At 36.0% G+C, this 19,280-nt stretch carries 18 protein-coding genes and 1 riboswitch; of the genes, 13 read left to right on the top strand and 5 right to left on the bottom strand.

From position 1 onward, the window contains the following. Positions 1 to 281: 281 nt before the first annotated feature. From AC1DCY_RS18615 to AC1DCY_RS18575, 9 genes are all read left to right on the top strand, one after another. The gene (locus AC1DCY_RS18615; protein WP_477352580.1) at positions 282 to 2,309 is read left to right on the top strand and encodes a diguanylate cyclase domain-containing protein; all 2,028 of its coding nucleotides are present in this window, start codon (positions 282 to 284) and stop codon (positions 2,307 to 2,309) included. Between the two features lie 309 nt (positions 2,310 to 2,618). Next, the gene (locus AC1DCY_RS18610; protein WP_477352578.1) at positions 2,619 to 3,293 is read left to right on the top strand and encodes a response regulator transcription factor; all 675 of its coding nucleotides are present in this window, start codon (positions 2,619 to 2,621) and stop codon (positions 3,291 to 3,293) included. Next, positions 3,290 to 4,675: a sensor histidine kinase gene (locus AC1DCY_RS18605; RefSeq protein ID WP_477352576.1), complete on the top strand. Its 1,386-nt coding sequence runs from the start codon at positions 3,290 to 3,292 to the stop codon at positions 4,673 to 4,675. Before AC1DCY_RS18610 ends, AC1DCY_RS18605 begins: the two co-directional genes overlap by 4 nt. A 230-nt stretch (positions 4,676 to 4,905) precedes the next feature. After that, on the top strand, positions 4,906 to 7,731 hold the full coding sequence (locus AC1DCY_RS18600; protein ID WP_477352574.1) for a 2-oxoglutarate dehydrogenase E1 component: 2,826 nt from the start codon (positions 4,906 to 4,908) through the stop codon (positions 7,729 to 7,731). A gap of 94 nt (positions 7,732 to 7,825) precedes the next feature. Continuing rightward, positions 7,826 to 9,061, top strand: coding sequence for a 2-oxoglutarate dehydrogenase complex dihydrolipoyllysine-residue succinyltransferase (gene odhB / locus AC1DCY_RS18595; RefSeq protein WP_477352572.1), 1,236 nt, complete (start codon positions 7,826 to 7,828; stop codon positions 9,059 to 9,061). Positions 9,062 to 9,678: 617 nt separating this feature from the next. Next, a riboswitch (Lysine riboswitch) is annotated at positions 9,679 to 9,865 on the top strand. A gap of 117 nt (positions 9,866 to 9,982) precedes the next feature. Further along, complete coding sequence (locus AC1DCY_RS18590) at positions 9,983 to 10,849, top strand: transporter substrate-binding domain-containing protein (protein ID WP_477352570.1); 867 nt, start codon at positions 9,983 to 9,985, stop codon at positions 10,847 to 10,849. Positions 10,850 to 11,042: 193 nt separating this feature from the next. Then, a complete protein-coding gene (locus AC1DCY_RS18585) occupies positions 11,043 to 11,768 on the top strand; it encodes an amino acid ABC transporter permease (RefSeq protein WP_477352568.1) in 726 nt (241 codons plus the stop codon). A 12-nt stretch (positions 11,769 to 11,780) separates the two neighbouring features. After that, on the top strand, positions 11,781 to 12,512 hold the full coding sequence (locus tag AC1DCY_RS18580) for an amino acid ABC transporter ATP-binding protein (protein WP_477352566.1): 732 nt from the start codon (positions 11,781 to 11,783) through the stop codon (positions 12,510 to 12,512). Between the two features lie 306 nt (positions 12,513 to 12,818). Further along, positions 12,819 to 13,016 (top strand): DUF6501 family protein, encoded by a 198-nt coding sequence (locus AC1DCY_RS18575; protein WP_053485867.1) that lies wholly within the window; start codon positions 12,819 to 12,821, stop codon positions 13,014 to 13,016. Between the two features lie 75 nt (positions 13,017 to 13,091). Here AC1DCY_RS18575 and AC1DCY_RS18570 read toward each other — a convergent pair whose 3' ends face one another. From AC1DCY_RS18570 to AC1DCY_RS18555, 4 genes are all read right to left on the bottom strand, one after another. Then, on the bottom strand, positions 13,092 to 14,156 hold the full coding sequence (locus AC1DCY_RS18570) for a toxic anion resistance protein (protein ID WP_477352564.1): 1,065 nt from the start codon (positions 14,154 to 14,156) through the stop codon (positions 13,092 to 13,094). After that, positions 14,153 to 14,803 carry a 5-bromo-4-chloroindolyl phosphate hydrolysis family protein gene (locus AC1DCY_RS18565; protein WP_477352562.1) on the bottom strand — a complete coding sequence of 217 codons (651 nt, stop codon included), beginning with the start codon at positions 14,801 to 14,803 and terminating at the stop codon, positions 14,153 to 14,155. Before AC1DCY_RS18565 ends, AC1DCY_RS18570 begins: the two co-directional genes overlap by 4 nt. A 189-nt stretch (positions 14,804 to 14,992) precedes the next feature. After that, entirely contained in the window at positions 14,993 to 15,436 is a 444-nt protein-coding gene (locus AC1DCY_RS18560) for a hypothetical protein (RefSeq protein ID WP_477352560.1), read from the bottom strand. Positions 15,437 to 15,706: 270 nt separating this feature from the next. Continuing rightward, on the bottom strand, positions 15,707 to 16,039 hold the full coding sequence (locus AC1DCY_RS18555) for a DUF3139 domain-containing protein (protein ID WP_477352558.1): 333 nt from the start codon (positions 16,037 to 16,039) through the stop codon (positions 15,707 to 15,709). A 285-nt stretch (positions 16,040 to 16,324) separates the two neighbouring features. Here AC1DCY_RS18555 and AC1DCY_RS18550 point away from each other — a divergent pair, with 285 nt between their 5' ends. The 4 genes from AC1DCY_RS18550 (at position 16,325) to AC1DCY_RS18535 (ending at position 18,709) form a co-directional block, all read left to right on the top strand. Continuing rightward, the gene (locus AC1DCY_RS18550) at positions 16,325 to 17,002 is read left to right on the top strand and encodes a VOC family protein (RefSeq protein ID WP_477352556.1); all 678 of its coding nucleotides are present in this window, start codon (positions 16,325 to 16,327) and stop codon (positions 17,000 to 17,002) included. 126 nt (positions 17,003 to 17,128) lie between these two features. Then, a complete protein-coding gene (locus AC1DCY_RS18545; protein WP_477352554.1) occupies positions 17,129 to 17,485 on the top strand; it encodes a VOC family protein in 357 nt (118 codons plus the stop codon). Between the two features lie 300 nt (positions 17,486 to 17,785). Continuing rightward, the gene (locus AC1DCY_RS18540; RefSeq protein WP_477352553.1) at positions 17,786 to 18,052 is read left to right on the top strand and encodes a hypothetical protein; all 267 of its coding nucleotides are present in this window, start codon (positions 17,786 to 17,788) and stop codon (positions 18,050 to 18,052) included. Positions 18,053 to 18,556: 504 nt separating this feature from the next. Then, positions 18,557 to 18,709 carry a hypothetical protein gene (locus tag AC1DCY_RS18535; protein ID WP_477352552.1) on the top strand — a complete coding sequence of 51 codons (153 nt, stop codon included), beginning with the start codon at positions 18,557 to 18,559 and terminating at the stop codon, positions 18,707 to 18,709. A gap of 278 nt (positions 18,710 to 18,987) precedes the next feature. Here AC1DCY_RS18535 and AC1DCY_RS18530 read toward each other — a convergent pair whose 3' ends face one another. Continuing rightward, complete coding sequence (locus AC1DCY_RS18530) at positions 18,988 to 19,269, bottom strand: acylphosphatase (RefSeq protein WP_477352550.1); 282 nt, start codon at positions 19,267 to 19,269, stop codon at positions 18,988 to 18,990. Between the last annotated feature and the right edge of the window lie 11 nt (positions 19,270 to 19,280).

Raw genomic sequence — 19,280 nt, 5'->3', positions numbered from 1 at the left:
ATAGTTAAATTTTGTATATTTCTATTTTGGGGGAGCATTAAGTCTAAAATATCAATTTAATGAGTGGAAATATTTATAATATGTTTCTTTGGGATTACGTTATTTCAAAGAAAGAGGTAAAATATCAAAAAATAACCTTAAAAGGATAAAATTTTTCCAATTCGTGAAGGGTGATTCTTTTAAATTATGTTATAATAGTAGTATTGATTTTTTTTGTATATACAAAAACTATATAAAAATTCTATATTAATATTAACGACTTATGGGGGTGACATGACAGCATGGAATATCTTTTAAGCGAAGATTTATTTGATAAATTGTTTATTGGCAAAGATTTTGTCTTTTTAATGAAAAAAGTGGGAGACGACTATCAATATATTCGCTTAAATAAAGCAGCTCGAGCTTTGTTTTCACATGAGGCTATTGGGAAAATGCTTTCTACCCTTACCTCGAGTCGCAAAATTTTTTCTGTAATTCAAGAAAATTACAATCAGGCAATTGAAAAGTATAGTCAAGTTGATTATATGGATTATGCCTATTATAAATCTGAAGTTCGTAAATATGAGACATCTGTTCGGCCACTTAAACATAATAATGAAGACTATATTTTAGCCATCACAAAAGAAATTCTCTATGATCGTAGCATTGAAGATAAGTTTTTATTCCTACGCTCAATGTTTGATCATGCTTTTTTTTCGACAGTCATCTTATCAGCTGAAGGAGCTATTTATGAGGTGAACTCCAGCTTCACGGAAGACTTTAAATTAGATACTGAAACAGTTAAACAACAATTATTCATCGAGCTACCAATTGTTCCTAAAGATGAAGTAGGGAATATACAGAGCTATTTACAAAGTGCAGCTATGGGCGAAAATATTGGTGAAAAACTCATCAAGCTTCATACACTGGATAAAAAAGAGCGCATGTATTTAGTTTCACTATCTCCAGTCATGCAAAGGGATAATTCATTTGCTATTTTCCTTCTCATGCAAGATTTTACACAATACACTGAACAAAAAGCGGAGTTACGCTCAAAATCTCATGGTTTAGAGGTTTTTAAGGCTGCTCTAAATTCAGCAGCGGCCATTGCAGTTTTAGATAGTGATGCTAAAATTCTAGAAGTTAATGATTTGTTTTTAAATGCGACTGGTTTCAAGGCTGAAGAACTAATAGGTCAACCTTATAAATTAATAGAGCCTCGTGACAACAAGGATAATTTATTACAATTAATTACTAAAACACTTAGAGCGGGGAATATTTGGCGAGGCGAGCTATGCTACCGTACAAAATTCCATGCTGATTTTTGGGTAGAAGCAGCCATAGTTCCATTAAAAAATGAATTCGGCGAGACAGAACAATATTTATCCATTAACTATGATATTACGGACAAGAAAAGAATGTTAACGGAATTGAAAAATATTGAACGCACATTCCGTCTTATAACAGAAAATACAAATGATTTGATTGTCATTACAAACGAAGATGGCATTATTATTTATACCTCGCCTTCCTATGAGATTTTCTTAGGCTACGAAAATGTAGAATTACAAGGTCAGTTTTACAGTAACATTGTCGATGAGCAAAGTAAGCAATCTTGGCAAACGTTTTTAAATAATTATTCGGGACAAACGGAAACGCAGTTTGAGCTACTGTTAAGGGCAAAGGACGGTACGCCTGTTTGGACAGAAGGAAATGTAACGGTTGTTCATGATCCAGAGCGTGAAAAAGTTTCTCAAATCATGATGTTATCTCGTGAAATAAATCATCGGAAGGAACGCGAGAATGATTTATTATATTTAGCTTACCATGATACGTTAACACAACTACCAAATCGTCGTTTTTTACAAAAGGAGTTTCCGAAACTATTGGCAGAAGCGCAAGAACGTAATGAGTGTATAGCTATGCTCTATATCGATGGGGATGACTTTAAGCATGTTAATGATCGGTACGGCCATGACATGGGGGATGAATTTATCCGGAATTGTGGGCAAGTTTTAATTACGGCTGTACGTAACCATGATTTAGTTATACGAATGGGTGGCGATGAATTCATTGTCGTCCTAACGGGTTTAACTCAGGACGACAAGACGAGACATACACAAATGATGGATATTATTAACCGCATTCGTAATGAACTAAAAAAAGGTTGGACGATTGAATGTCATCACTTTGCACCAACTGTATCCATTGGCATCGCTTATTATCCAGATCACGGTCAAACATTAAATGAATTGCTAGAATTAGCAGATCAAGCTTTATATAAGGCGAAGGAAATTGGGAAAAATAATCTCTATATTAATGACATCTAATCAATTATGCCTTGCAATAATTGTAGCTGACGCTTCGCTTTCGCTACAGATAAACAATGCGTCCGGAATCGGCTTTGTGCTTATGCCTGCGTGATGCAGGTCAGTTAGCCGTTATCGCATGGATTCGATAACGGCTAACATCCTTTATTAACTCCTTTCCGATTTTGTGACATTAATTGCTGAAAGAAGTTAAAAAAAGTCTGTACAAACAAGTAGTTACTTGTGGTACAGACTTTTTGTTTGGTGTTATGCTATAACAGTATTTAAGAGGAAACCCCTCATAGTTATTTTAGAATAGAAGGTGAAGAAATGCCTAAAAGAATACTTTTGGTAGAAGATGAGAAGCATATCGCTCGCTTTGTGGAGCTGGAGTTAAAGCATGAAGGTTACGATGTAATCGTCGCTTTTGATGGACGAGAAGGACTTGAGCTAGCCTCATCCGATAATTTTGATGTGCTGTTATTAGACGTTATGCTTCCAGGGATAAATGGAATAGAAATTTGTCGTCGAATACGCACGCAGTCAAAAGTGCCTATTATATTGTTAACGGCTCGAGATGCTGTAATGGATCGTGTAGCTGGCTTAGATGCTGGTGCAGATGACTACATAGTAAAACCGTTCGCTATTGAAGAACTACTAGCTAGAATTCGTACTATTTTACGTCGGATCACGCCAGATGAAAAAATTGGGGAATCATTACATTTTAGTGATATCGAAATCGATGTAGCGGCATATGAAGTAATTGTACAAGGGAAAAAGCTTGATTTAACAAAAACAGAATATGATTTACTTAAATTATTGATAGAGCATAAAAATAAAGTTTGTACACGCGAACTAATTTTAACCTCTGTTTGGGGGTATGATACGGATATAGAGACAAATGTCGTAGATGTATATATCCGGCATTTGCGAAATAAACTACCTGGTGATATGAATGCATATATCGAAACAGTTCGTGGTGTTGGGTACGTGATGCGCGAATGAAAAAAATAAGAGATTATTTAGTCAATCAGTCATTACAAAGAAAATGGATGCTAACTTCTAGTGCTGTTATATTTTTTAGCTATACGATTATTTGTATTGTCGTTTATATTTCATTGCATAATTGGCTAATAAATGATGAGCAAAGTAAGATTAAACTTACAAATGATGATTTGATTTCCTTTTTGGAGTCACAAGGACCCAATCTTACTGTACAGCAAATTCAACAAAACACGGGTCTTTTAAAAACCATTGTGGATCGAGATCAAACCGTCCGAATGTTTAATGCAGATGGTATTGAGATTTTAAGTATTAATAATACTTCGCAGGCTGCGCCACTAACCGTATTGCATGAAGTTGTAGAAATGACAATTGATAAAAATGATGCCTTTGTTATTAATGAGCCGATTCAGCTTGGCTTCTTTAAAGGGTATATTCAAGTTGTTCATCCATTATCTAAGTTTCAGTCGTTAATGCATTATTTATTGACTGCCATGCTCATAGCGGGGGTAGGAGGATTAGTGTTATCAGCCTCAATTGGCTATTATCTAGCTAATTATTTGATAAAGCCACTACATGCGTTACGTGCATCCATGAAAACTGTTATGGATAAAGGGTTTAATGAACCAATTCAATTAACTCACACGTCTCATGATGAGATTGGCGATTTATTGAAAATGTACAATACGATGATGAATGAATTGCAAATATCATTTACAAAGCAACAACAATTTGTAGCGGATGCTTCTCACGAATTACGAACGCCAATTCAGGCAATTGAAGGACATCTCTCCCTTTTAAAACGATGGGGGAAGGATGATCCAGAAATATTAGAGGAATCTATTGATACGTCACTAATGGAAATTGCCCGGATGCGTAAAATGATCGAAGAATTACTAGAACTTGCACGTCGTGAAGAAAAGGACATCAAAAGTGAGGCTGATGCAGTAGCTGTTATAGAAGCGGTTATAGAGGACACAAGACTCCTTCATCCGGATGCTCGAATATCGCTGTCGAAAGATGGAGAAATAGGGCGATTATTTATAACAGAAAATGCACTTAGCCAAATTGTTCGTAATATAATAGAAAATGCAATTCGTTATTGTGAAAAAATTCCTGAGATTCAAATTGTACTATCTGTCTCAGAAAAGGAAGCATTAGTAAAAATAGAAGATAACGGCATTGGTATAGCGGAAGAAAACATTCCATACATTTTCGATCGCTTTTATCGAGTTGATGAGGCAAGAAATCGTCAAATAGGCGGTACAGGCTTAGGGCTTAGTATTACAAAAATGTTACTTGAAAAATACAATAGTTCTATTGAAGTCAAGAGTGATAAAAATGTTGGAACCGTTTTCTTACTGAAATTCCCGCTGAAATATTGAGAAAAATCCATGCTTTATTTAATTATTTCATCCTTTGAGAAAAAAATTGCTTAATTTGCTAAAAAGAGTTGTATTTTTTGTGAAGAGTAGTAAGATTGAGATGGAAAAAACGTTCTTTAAATAATGGATAAGATGTCAAACATCCTTTAAAAGAACGGAAAATTATTATATAATTAATTGTAATTTAATTAATGGAACTGCCGAAAGGCAAAATTTGGAGGTCATTTTTCATGTCGAACAACGTTACAACTGTAAGTTCTCCATGGTCAGCTTTCTCTGGTCCTAACCTAGGATATGTGATGGAGCAATACGACTTATTCTTACAGTCTCCTGAAGAAGTAGAACCGGAGTTAGTATTATTATTTCAACAATTTGGTGCACCAGTAGTAGTAGAAGGTGAAGTAGCTGTATCTAGTAATGTAACAGCAGCTCCTGCTGGCGATTACAAGAAAGTATTAGCAGCTGTGAAATTAGCAGATGCAATCCGTACAAACGGTCATTTAGCGGCAGATATTTATCCTTTGAAAAACCGTGAACTACAAACAGCTCAAATTGAAGAGAGCGCGTTCAACCTTAGCGCTGCAGATTTAGCTGAAATTCCTGCAGCAATCTTCTTCAAAGATGTGCCAGCAAACGTGAAAAATGGTAAAGATGCAATCGATTTCTTAAAATCTGTTTATACAGATAAAGTAGCATTTGAATATAACCACGTAGTAGCAACAGAAGAACGTGATTGGATTCAAGCACAAATTGAAACAGGTTCATTTAAACAAGCATTAGCTTCTAATGAGAAAAAAGCTTTATTAGACCGTCTAACTCGTGTTGAAAACTTCGAGAAGTTTATTCATAAAACTTTTGTAGGTCAAAAGCGTTTCTCTGGTGAAGGTTTAGATACTCAAATCATTTTATTTGATGAAATTTTAAAAACATCTGAAGCAAATAATGTAGAAAATGTACGTATTGGTATGGCTCACCGTGGTCGTTTAAATGTATTAACACACATTTTAAATAAACCATACGATATGATGTTCTCTGACTTTGCACATGTTTCTAATGATTTATTTATGCCAGAAAATGGTCGCCTTGAAATTACTAAAGGCTGGACTGGTGATGTTAAGTACCATATGGGTGCTTCATATATGCGTGAATCTGGTATGAACGTTAAGCTTGCTTATAACCCATCTCACTTAGAAGTAGGAAATCCGGTTGTTTTAGGTACTGCTCGTGCAGCACAAGATGACACTTCTAAACCAGGTCAAGCTGTTCATAACCGCACAAAAGGATTAGGTATTCTTGTACACGGTGACGCTGCGTTCCCAGGTCAAGGTATCGTAACTGAAGTATTAAACTTCGCAAAAACTGAAGGTTTCACTACTGGTGGTACAGTCCACATCATTGCTAACAACATGATTGGATTTACAACTGAACTACAAGACTCTCGCTCATCTGTTTACTCTTCTGACCCTGCTAAAGGTTACGAAGTACCAGTTGTGCATGTGAATGCAGATAGCCCTGAGTCTGTAGCATTAGTAGGTCGTTTCGCAGCTAGCTACCGTCAAAAATTTGGTAAAGATATCATCGTAGACCTTATCGGTTACCGTCGTCATGGTCACAATGAAACTGATGATCCAACTGTAACAAACCCAGAAACATATAAATTAGTTTCTAAACATGAGCCAGTTCGTGCTTTATATGGTGCTCAATTAGCAGCTGAGGGTGTAGTTTCTGCTGATGAAGTTGCAGCATTAGATACAGCTATCTATGCAGAAATGCAAGCAGCTTATGATCATGTAAAAGAAATGGCAGATAAAGATGAACACAAGCATTTAGAAATGCCAGAAGAATTAAAAGTAGAATTCCCACAAATTGATACAGCAGTTGGTGCGGAACGTCTAGAAAAAATTAATGAAGAGCTTTTAGTGTTTGAAGATAACTTTGAACCACAGAAAAAACTTGGCAAAATTTTAGAAAAACGCCGTGATGCATTTGCTTCTGCAAAAATCGACTGGGGTCATGCAGAAACTTTAGCTTATGCAACAATTATTCAAGATGGCACACCAGTACGTTTTACAGGTCAAGATGCACAACGTGGTACGTTCTCTCAACGCCACTTAGTGTTACATGACAAAAACAATGGCAATTTATTCACGCCACTTCACCATATTTCAGGTGCAAATGCATCATTTACAGTACACAACTCTCCACTGACAGAAGCTGGGGTAGTAGGCTTTGAATATGGTTACAATTTAGAAAATAACAATGTGTTGTCAGTTTGGGAAGCGCAATTTGGTGACTTTGCTAACATGGCACAAGTTATGTTCGATAACTTTATTTCAGGTGCACGTGCTAAATGGGGTCAAAAATCTGGTTTAGTCATTCTTTTACCACATGGTTATGAAGGTCAAGGTCCAGAACACTCTTCAAGCCGTATGGAACGTTATTTACAAATGTCAGCTGAAAATAACTGGTTCGTAGCAAACTGCTCAAACGCAGGTAACTACTACCACTTATTACGTCGTCAAGCAGCATTGTTAGGAACAGAAGGCGTACGACCACTGGTAGTTGTATCACCTAAGTACTTACTTCGTCACCCATTGGCTGCAGCAAATGCTGATCAATTAGCAAATGGTTCATTCCAAGAAGTAATTGAACAACCAGGCCTAGGTTCAAAATCAGAAGCTGTAGAACGCATTGTATTGGGTTCAGGTAAAGTAATGATCGACATCGCAGATCGTATTAAAGATGGTGAAGGCTTCGATCACTTACACATTGTTCGTGTAGAACAACTTTACCCATTCCCAAAAGAGCAAGTTGCTGGTATTATTGCTAAGTATCCAAATGTAAAAGAAGTTGTTTGGGTACAAGAAGAGCCTAAAAACCAAGGTTCTTGGAATTATGCATTAGAAACATTACACGACCTTTCAGAAGGTAAAAAGTTACGTTATGTAGGCCGTCCTGCAATGAGCTCGACTTCTGAAGGTGATGCAGATTCTCATAAAGCAGCTCAAGCAGCAGTTGTAGAAGAAGCAGTTGCTGAGCCTGTAAAGGTTAAATAATCACATATTAAAATTTGAGAGCCGGGCTACTTGCTGCTTAGGCAGTAGCCCTTTTATGTGCACCAATGCACGTTAATTAAAGGAGGAAATGAAAGTGGCTGAAATTAAAGTCCCTGAATTAGCAGAATCGATTACAGAAGGTAGTATCGCACAGTGGGTAAAAAAAGTGGGCGATCGCGTTGAAAAAGGTGAATTCATCGTTGAACTTGAAACAGACAAAGTAAACGCTGAAATCATTTCTGAAGAAGCGGGAGTTTTAACTCAAATTTTAGCTGAAGAAGGCGAAACTGTACTAGTAGGTCAAGTTATCGCAGTAGTAGAAGCTGGCGAAGGTGCAGCACCTGCTCCAGCAGCACCAGTTGAAGCAGCTCCAGCTCCAGCAGCGCCACAAGCGGCACCTGCTCCTGTTGCAGCAGCTCCAGTTGTAGAAGAAACTTCTGGTGAGCGTGTAATCGCATCTCCAGCAGCACGTAGACTTGCTCGTGAAAAAGGTATTGACCTTGCTGCTGTATCTCCAGTAGATCCACAAGGCCGTGTACGTGTACAAGACGTAGCAGCTCATGGTACAGCTCCAGTGGCAGCTCCACAAGCAGCTCCAGCAGCACCTAAAGCAGTAGCAGCTGTAGATGAATCACGTGTAACAGTTGAAAAAATGAGCCGTCGTCGCCAAACAATTGCAAAACGCTTACTTGAAGTAAAACAATCTACAGCAATGTTAACTACATTCAACGAAGTAGATATGACAAACGTTATGGCTTTACGCTCTCGTAAAAAAGACCAATTCTTCGAGTCAACTGGCTCTAAACTTGGTTTCATGTCATTCTTTACAAAAGCTGTAGTTGCAGCACTTAAAAAATACCCATATGTGAACGCACAAATCGCTGGTGATGAAATTCACTTAAACAACTTCTTTGATATCGGTGTAGCTGTATCAACAGAAGAAGGTTTAGTAGTACCAGTTGTACGTGACGCTGACCGCAAAAACTTTGCTGAAATTGAAGATTCAATCGCAGACCTAGCGAAAAAAGCACGCGACAAAAAATTAGGTTTAGCAGATCTTCAAGGTGGTTCATTCACAATTACAAATGGTGGGGTATTCGGTTCATTAATGTCTACACCTATCATGAATGGTACACAAGCTGGTATCCTTGGTATGCATACTATCAAAAAACGTCCAGTTGAAGTGAATGGTGAAGTAGAAATTCGCCCAATGATGTACTTAGCTCTTTCTTATGACCACCGTATTATCGATGGTAAAGATTCTGTAGGCTTCCTTAAAACTGTTAAAGAATTACTTGAAAACCCAGAAGATTTATTATTAAATTCTTAATTCCTGAGTTTATTAAAACCCTGCGAACATTGTTTCGCAGGGTTTTTTTGCTTGTCATAAAACATTCTTCATTTTCAGGAATATTTGTAAGAAAGCTTCATGTAGTTATAAAGTATATAGTATAAAAGAATTTAATTTTGTGGAATAACAGATTCTTTTGAATTACTAATGAAGAGCCTTTGTGATAAAAAAATGAGAATTTTCCAAAAATAACATCTTTGTATTTGTAAAAACGAATACACGTTTATAAGTTGATTGGATTTGGAGGGAAGCCAGGCTAGGCTACTCCTAAGGTATCAGCAATAGTGAAACGAAGGCTAAAAGCATCAAGTCCTGTGATAACGTTCTTCGTGACCAACATCCTTTTGGCCTAAACGCTCATCGGATACCCCCAAGAAAGCGCCCAGGCTGAACGGAAATCAACTATCACGGGATCTTAATGACTAAAAATTTAAGCACTATTTTCAACTTTGCAAAGTTGCTTCTAAGGATTTTAGAAGAAAAAAACCCTAATATTGTAATTAGTCAGAAAAGTAATAAAATTATCTTGACGAACATATTAGTTTTATAGTAGTATCTTAATATCAATTAAATAAACAAACCTCACATTTATCCTATTGTGAGGTAGAGGCGCGGTATTTATTAGTTCATTGTTGAGTATAAGCAAGCGAAGACGCAATGAAGAAGGAACTATCGCCGAAGTATAAAAGGAGCTCGTACTTTTATGCTGGGTCTGCAGTGAATAAGTGCAGGACTGTCCTAGTAAATTTCTTTCCAGGTTTACTAGGTTGTGCTATCTCGGAATTTTGGGAATTATAGTGAGGATTTGGGCAACTGTTAAAAAAGATAAGACCTAAGTTCAGAACTTAGGTCTTTTTTGGTACAGTTGTCTTATTTTTTTACAGAAAAGGGGAGTTTTACATGAAAAGAAAATGGTTGGTATTAATGTTAACCGTCATGACTGCAATTTTGTTAGCAGCTTGTGGTACTGGTGACAAAAAAGATGAGACGTCGTCTAGTGATGGGGGGGCAAATACTGATAAGGGTGAAAGCGGCGGTGTGTTCCGTATAGGGATGGAAGCAGGCTATGCTCCGTTTAACTGGACACAGCAAAATGATTCAAATGGCGCAGTGAAAATTGCGGATAATGCAGAATATGCGGGTGGTTATGATGTGCAAATGGCGAAAAAAATCGCTGAGGGCTTAGGAAAAGAATTAGTCATCGTAAAATTAGAATGGGATGGCTTAGTACCGGCACTGCAATCAAACAAAATCGATGCAATTATTGCAGGTATGTCGCCTACTGCTGAGCGTAAGAAAACAATTGATTTCACTGAAAACTACTATACGTCTGATTTTGTTATGGTTATTAAAAAAGGCAGTAAATATGAAGATGCAAAATCTATTCAAGATTTCTCCGGTGCTAAAATTACATCACAATTAAATACGTCTAACTACGATGTTATTGATCAAATTAAAGATGTAAAAAAACAAACAGCAATGGATAACTTCCCAGCAATGCGTGTAGCATTAGAAGCTGGAAAAATTGATGGTTATGTAGCAGAGCGTCCAGAAGGTATTTCGGCTGCTGCTGCAAATGATAAGTTCACGTATGTAAAGTTTGAAAAAGGCTTCGATACGGATATTTCAAATACATCTATTGCAGTTGGTTTACGTAAAGGTGATGCAGATCTTGAAAAAATCAATGAAATCTTAAAAGGGATTTCGGAAGATGATCGCCAAAAAATTATGGAAGAAGCAATTCACCAACAACCAGCAGCACAATAAGATGAATGCACGGGCTAACTGCTAGTCCGTGCAATCCCAATACAATTTTAAAAAAAGAATCTCTTTAAAAAATAATAATGTCTTAGCTAAAAGTTTCATAAGATATAAGAAAGAAATGGCCCAATCAAAAACGGTAGATAGCTAAGACACGACTTTAACGAACAAGCAACACGACGTTGTTAGGAGGAACATCATGAGTCTTGAATGGATTATTTCTATTGTTGAGAACAACTGGCAAATGTTTTTACGAGGTGCGTATTATACATTACTTATTTCGATTTCTAGTACAATTATTGGTGCACTTATCGGATTTTTCATCGGAATTATGCATACCATCAAGGTTCGTAAAAAAGGTGTAAAGTTCTATAGCTTAAAGCTCATTAATTTTATACTAACATGCTATGTTGAATTTTTCCGTGGTACACCAATGATTGTACAAGCTATGGTTGTATTTTACGGATTAGATATGGCATTTGGTATTGATATGCACTTTATTACGGCGGGGATTTTAGTTGTTTCACTAAATACAGGTGCCTATATGGCTGAAATTGTGCGTGGTGGTATTGTTTCCATCGATAATGGGCAGTACGAGGCCGCATCGGCAATTGGTATGAATCATTTTCAAATCATGCTACATGTTGTATTACCACAAGTTGCACGAAATATATTGCCTGCAACAGGTAACCAATTAATTATGAATATTAAAGATACAGCAGTATTAAACGTTATCGGGGTTACGGAATTATACTTCCAAACAAAGTCAATAGCAGGTAATAACTTCCGCTATTTTGAATCCTTCTTTGTAGCTTGCGTCCTTTATTTCATCATGACATTCACAGCATCAAGAATTTTACTGTATGTAGAAAAACGACTGGATGGACCAGATGCATACCGAAAAGAACAGAAAGAAGCAATATAGGGGGACGAACAGATGACAGTTATTAAAATAGAGCATTTAAGTAAATCATTTGGGCGTAACCAAGTGTTAAAAGATGTAAATTTCCAAGTAGAAAAGGGTGAAGTTGTCTGCTTAATTGGTTCTTCCGGATCTGGTAAATCAACACTACTACGCTGCATTAATTTACTGGAAACACCAAGTGGTGGTCAAATTATTTACAAAGGTGAAAACATTTTAAACGAAAAGCATAATATCCAAGAATATCGTACACATTTAGGCATGGTATTCCAGCAATTTAACTTATTCAACAATCATAATGTGCTAAAAAACTGTACAGTTGGTCAAATGAAAGTATTAAAGCGTTCGAAGGCAGAAGCCGACGAAATTGCTATAAAATTTTTGCAAATTGTTGGTATGGATCAATACGTTAATGCGAAACCAAGGCAACTATCTGGCGGTCAAAAACAGCGTGTAGCGATTGCGCGAGCATTGTCAATGAGCCCAGATGTAATGCTATTTGATGAACCGACATCAGCTCTTGACCCAGAAATGGTTGGTGAAGTGTTGAAGGTAATGCGTCAGTTAGCGGATGCCGGGAATACAATGTTAATTGTTACACATGAGATGGAATTTGCCAAAGAAGTAGCAGATCGCGTCGTGTTTATGGATAAAGGTGTAATTGTAGAAGAAGGCCCGCCATCACAGGTGTTAGTAAACCCTCAGCATGAACGAACAAAAGAGTTTTTAAAACGTACATTAAAATAACGTTCGATTACAATAACAAAAAAAGTGAGTCCAAATTAATGGGCTCACTTATTTTCTAGAATTCCATTCTGCGTATAAAATAAAGCAAATTGCAAATGCAACGGCTAGGATAAAAAACCATTGCGGTACACCACCAAAGCTCATATTAACACCTCGAGTAAAAATTTTATTATTGATATGGTAAAAAAACGATAGTTACGGAAAAAATATGGTCTTCTATGGTTTTTTTCTCCACAAAAGTTGAAAAATATTATAGAATAAGCAGTAGACATTAGCTTCGTGCTAGTAAAGAGAGGTAGAGAGATTATGTTACATTTAAAATGGAAAGATGCGCCAACAGTACGCACAGTTACTTGTAAGCATACAAATGCATCAAAATATTTAGTTTCAAACGTATTAACAGTAGGGAAACAATATGATGTAAAAAATGAAACAGAAGAATTCATTTTTATTATCGATAACACTGGTAATATCGGTGGCTACTATAAAGATTATTTCGAATAAGCAGTAGGTTTGAATGAAAATAAACGGGTGGTTCAGATGATTTCTGAGCCACCCTTGTTTGTTATAAAAACGAAATCATTCCCTCTTAAAGGTCTTTAATTCAGCTACATCCTGTAGATGCTGTTTTTCTTGTTCTGTAGCTGTATGAAGGGCGAAGACGTCTTTGATAGCTGTTTTAAGCTCATGCTGTGTTTCTTTAAATTTCGATACTTGCTGCTCAAAGGAAGGGCTCGTGAAACGATCGTTTGTTCGTGATAATCTTTCCTCTAGCTGCGCGTAGTGATGATCCATGTGCATGGATAACATCATGGCCAATTGATTTTTCCAAAGTGGTATAAGGGTAACGATAGAAAATTCGATTTTTTCCGCTAGCGTTTGATTGGACTGCTGTATCATGCGTATTTGTGGCGCAGTTTGTAAGGCAACCTGCTGAGAAATTTGTAGGTCGTAAATACGTTGATCTAGACGTTCGATTTGGGCGGCAAAATCATTAAGCTGTTGAATAGCTAGAGGCTGTTTCGTAGCCTGTACACTAGTAACCTTTTCAGGAAGCTCAACTTCAATGGCTTGTTGCTTTTTCATTTGTCCTGCTGCAATAGCAGTCGCTAACTCCTCAAAGAACCCTCTATTATGTGCATAAAGTTCCTCTAGCATTTCCACATCTTTTATCATTTGAAGCTGTGCACGCTCAAGCTGAACACCAATTCGTTCTACATGGATGCTAACACGTTCAAACTCCGTTAATGTTTGCTTAACTGTAGGCTCTATTTTACCAAACATTTTTTTAAAAAAGGACTGCTTTTTTGGTTCTAATGCGTTAGGGTCCACACGGTCTAACGTTTGCATTAATGAGTCTAACATTTGACCAATTTTTGTAACGTCTTTTTGTTTGACTTGTGCAAGCATGCGATCTGCAAATTGAGAAAGAGCTCGCTGTGAGCCTTGCCCTAAAGACAGGACAGATTCAAAGTTTGTCAGGTCAAGTTGACTAGCATATAGAAGTGCTCGACTTTGTGCAAGAGGCGACAGCGTTTCATACGTCGCCATCGCCTCATTATTTTTAGTTTCCAAATAAGATTGCACAAGAGGGGAAATACCTTGTATTGTATTTAGTTGAAATGCGTGTTCATTTGCTGTCACTTATCATCGCCTCGCCATTCCAATTGTTCTTTTCGTCTTATATTGGAACGATTCGCAAATTCGATTTCCATTTGAAGATGGTCGATATCGTTGGAAAGCGCATCCTTTAAATCAATTTGAATCGTATCATTTAAATCTGTAAGTGTTTCTCTTGTTTTTGATAATGTAATTTGGATTTCCTTATCCTTCACAGGCTGTCTCGATAACATCGTATATTTATCCGTTAATTCGACAGCTGAAGGAAGGTGTGCATAAAAAAACTGTTCTACATTATAAAATTTACGTGGATCTGTTTTAACAATTTTCACGATATTTTTTGAAATACGTGTCATTTCGAGTAATTGCTTAAATGCAGAAACAGAGCGTACACGTAAGTAGTTTTGACTTAATGTTTGAATGTTTTTATTGGCTGCTTTAAGTTGTGTTTCAATATGTTTGTACTCTTCTTTTGTTATACCTGCTATTTGCATGAATTTCTTTTTCTGTCTATACTTCAATACCCCTGTACTTGACGCGTATGTTCCAGCAAACAATAAACCACCAAGGAAGAATCCTGGATTTGCCGCAAATGCTGCGATAGAAACAGTTGTGAGAGAAATTAAGAAGCTAGCGGTATGTCTAGAGAAAAACTGTCCGACACTGAGCATGTTTCTTCCTCCTAGCATTTAAATATGTCTATATTCTTATACGAAATAATCGACATAAAGTTTCAATGAAAAAATAAACCTTACATAAATTTTACTGCTATTTGTAAAGTTTCTCAATGATATTACATAAGAACATGAAAATCCTTTGCTTATTAGGAAGAAAAGGGGATAGACGAAAAAGAAATCAAACTAAATTTCCGACATTGCTGTTTCTCTGGAAAGAGGGATAGGCCCTGTCGAAGTTCCATATAGAATCGTCAGAGCGACGGATGGAACTATCGAAGTGACGGATAAAGTCGTCAGAGCGACGGATGGAACTATCGAAGTGACGGATGGAATCGCCAAAGAGACGGATATAGCCTCCAACGAACGAAAGCCCTGCCGAAGTGACGGATAGAATTGCCAAAGCGACGGAAAGAGTTCCAAACGACGGAAAGCCCTGCCGAAGTGACGGATAGAATCGTCAGAGCGACGGATGGAACTATCGAAGTGACGGATAGAATTGCCCAAACGACGGATAAAGTCTCCAACGACGGAAAGCCCTGCCGAAGTGACGGATAAAGTCGTCAGAGCGACGGATGGAACTATCGAAGTGACGGATAGAATCGCCCGAGCGACGGAAAGAGTCCCCAACGACGGAAAGCCTTGCCGAAATGAAGGAAAGAATCTCTATACTCAGGATTAATAATTCTCATTATATTGTATTCAAATTTAATGTGATTCGCGAATTTTTAGATCGCTTCACACGTTGTTAGTCAAATATTTATTTATTAGTATTGTTTTTTCACGGTTGTTCATTCCTCACCATCATCGTTATATTTGTTTTTTTTAACTAATAAGCTATTCGAGATTTATATCTCAAATACACTTATATTTCGAGTCTAGCATCACGTCCACTTTAAGCTATTCATTAGACTGAAAATACTCTAATTGTTCTGTCAAAAGAGTCGTCCCATCAATTGTATAGTGCTCAAATTGCCCTAAATGTTTTTTATTATGAGCAAAATAGATATAGACGACATTTGGTTCATCTGAAAATATAACGTTTACCCAATAACTTGGAAGACCTGCAAAGTGCCATTTGCATTCTATAGATTGAATAGCTTCCTTTTGATAAGACATATCTTCAATCAAATAGTTTTTAATTCTTTTTTCATATAGTTGCTTTTTGATTTGTACTGTACAAAATGGAAGAAGCAACATGAATAATAACGCAACTATCAAAAACTTTTTCATTTGACATCTCCTTAAACAAGTTCGATCCAATATTCAAGTGAACAACTTTTTTTAATGGAAGGCTTTTATTATTCAAGAAAGAAGAAATGTAAAGGGGAAATAAAAGCAAGTAATTAGAATTAACTATTAGGGCATATGAATTGGATGGTTCGGACATGGTCGAAACTGTATGAGTCTATAATATTTCGAAAATTACCGTTTATTTCAGCCGAAAGATTGATGCGAATGGGTATTGTTTTTATTATATTATTTTACAAATACATGTGAAATAGGAGAATGTTGTATATGAAAATTAAATCCCTTACTTTACAAACTGATCATTTACAAACTATGAAAGAATTCTATATTAATAAATTAGGTTTTCTTATGATCGCTGAAAATAGAGATAGCTTTCAAATTCAAACAGGCACTAGTATTTTGGAATTCACGAATAGTGAAACAGGAAGCAAACCATTTTATCATTTTGCCTTCAATATTCCAGCAAACCAATTTGAAGAAGCGAAAATTTGGTTGAAGAACAAAGTCCAACTTTTAATAGAGGATGGAGAAGATGAGGTAAACTTTTCACATTTACCAGCCCACGCAATATATTTTGAGGACCCATCAGGTAATATTGTAGAATTTATAGCTCGTTATGGCATAAACGAAGAAAGCTCAGAGCCGTTTACTATTAATAGTATTTTGCATATTAGTGAAATAGGTCTTATAGTTGATGATGTGTTTAAGGCAGGGAAAGCATTAAGCAATGCTAATATATTTGAAAGAGACCACAAACCGTTAAACGAAAAATTTCTTAACTTTATGGGCATAAGAGATATAGGCGTTTTTCTAATCCTTGCACACCCCGGAAGAAGATGGCTTTTTTCAGACAAATACTCTACTATTTTTCCTCTCAAGATTACAGTCGATAACGGAAGGAAATTAATTGTCAATTATGAAGGTGAGTTAATTATCGAGCAATGATTTTTATTAAGCCTATAACCAAGTGGGTATCGCTTTTTTATAACTTGATAGTTGAAAGATTTTTCCTAATATTCTATTATTTATTATAAACAAAAGGTGATTAACGGAATAATAGGGGGATGAATTATGAGTCAAGTTTGTGTTATCAGCATCTATGTACCTAACATTGAAAAAGCAATTGATTTTTACACAACTGTTTTAGGTTTTGAGGTAAACAAACAGTATGGACCCAAAATTGTAACACTTGTTCACGGAGATTTACCATTAGTATTAGAAGAATCGAAAAAAGCTAAATCAATTCCAAAAGATTCTTTAGGTGTGGTTTTAGCTTTAAAAACAGAGGACATTCATCAAACCGTCAATAAGTTAAAAGAACATAATGTTGAGTTTATTGCAGATGAGCCGATGGATTGTCCTCCAGGAAAAGTTATTAGTTTCAGAGATCCTTTCGGAAATGTCTTAGAGTATTTACAATTTATTTAGGCAAACATATTGACCATATTGTTTCAGAAAGTCACATCTAACAAGGTGTGGCTTTTTAACTTCTTTCAGCAGTAGACATCCACCTATATAGGTGTAAGATGAATGCGGGTTCAACCGAGGCATAATTGATTTTCATATGATTAAAAATAATATTGTTAAATAAGTTAAACAACATTATAATAGTGTTAATTAAATCCAATTATTGAGATAATTTCATGTCTTAAAGTATTTTTCGATATCACATGTAACAAAGATTGCGCTATAAAGGTGACTTTATATGTAAAAAAGGAGAGTCAGCATATGCCAAAAAACATAAAAAATAAGATTGAGATCATGGATACTAAAATTATTTTAGAGAAATACAAGGAAGATATAGAATTAATTCAAAAATCATTAAAACAACTTGAGTTGGAAATTAGTAATTTGCAAAATGAAGGTTTAGTTGAAATAGAACAATTGACTAAAGACTTAAGTAAGTTGCAGATACTTTCAAAGAGTATAAAATTTAAAGCTAAATGTCTTATCTGTAATAACAGTAAAACCATTGAGACATTACCTACTAAATAGAATATTGATATCAAGTCACATCTATTTTGGTGTGGCTTTTGATTATTCTTTATATTTCCAGTGATGACATTTGATTCCGTATATTCTATGATTACAGTCTATTTAGAGGAATTATAATTAGGATTTCAAAGTCACACTCATTATAGGGTGTGGCTTTTTATTATGACATGAAATCCGATTGATGTCTCGAATGGACTTCGATTAATCGATGTGGAATTGTCTTACATGTACCAACACTTGCATACAGTGTTTGGAAGCGTATATTCGAAAGGATGTGAGGGCAAATGAAAGTAACGGTTAAAGAATGGCGTGTAATGTCTGATCACAACAAACAATTACTTTTAAATGCGGTAGCAACTAAATAAAACATAGATGAAAAGAGGAATGAGGACATGCTGCAACAAACACAACACATATTCGAAAAAGCAGTGCTAGAAAGGCAATATCTCATTTAATGCATAAAATTGATGAAATTACTCTTAAAAGTTGGATGATAACAGTAGAATGGCATATGCCACCACTTTAGAAATTCAAGATACATTACGACTCGATATGGTATTTTTTCCGTTATTCAAAGATGTGTCAGACCAACCTTTAGAGGAAGCATTTAAAAATATGCCAAGATTCTTAATAAAACTAGTGTTCCACGGCTATTAGCCAAAAGAGAAACGGAACTAAAAGAAAAATTCGAAAGGGCGCATTTAGAGTGAAATAATAAAGCATCAAAATAATTATTGGCACTTGCTACGGCAGGTGTTTTATGTGGAAGGGAAAAATAAAAAGAACTGGGGTTTTAATCCCAATCCTAATTAGTAAAATATAAATTTATCCCTAGCAACGTCATTTTAGATAAACCGTATTCATTCCATGTTGAAAATAGCCGACAAACTTGATAAACCTTGGTATATCTGCACTATAAAAATAGAGAAGCCAGACTAAACAATGTCTGACTCCATACGTGTATAACCTTTTAAATCATCAAAAAGCTCCAAAGTAAATGAATTGGAATCTGCTTGTGGGCTAACACCCTTTTGAACAAATACCAAGAATTCATCTATCGCTTTTTTTGCTCCTTCAACTTCAACCTCAATTTGATCTTGATTATTTAGTATACAATATCCTTTTAATCCTAGTTCAATCGCTTTTTGTTTAATGAAAAAACGATAGCCAGTCCCATATACATCACCGAAAAATTTAATTAGCGCTCGCTTGTTCAAGCTAACACCTC

Source organism: Lysinibacillus sp. 10T31 (assembly GCF_056394365.1).
This window is presented reverse-complemented; position numbering and strand designations above follow the sequence as displayed.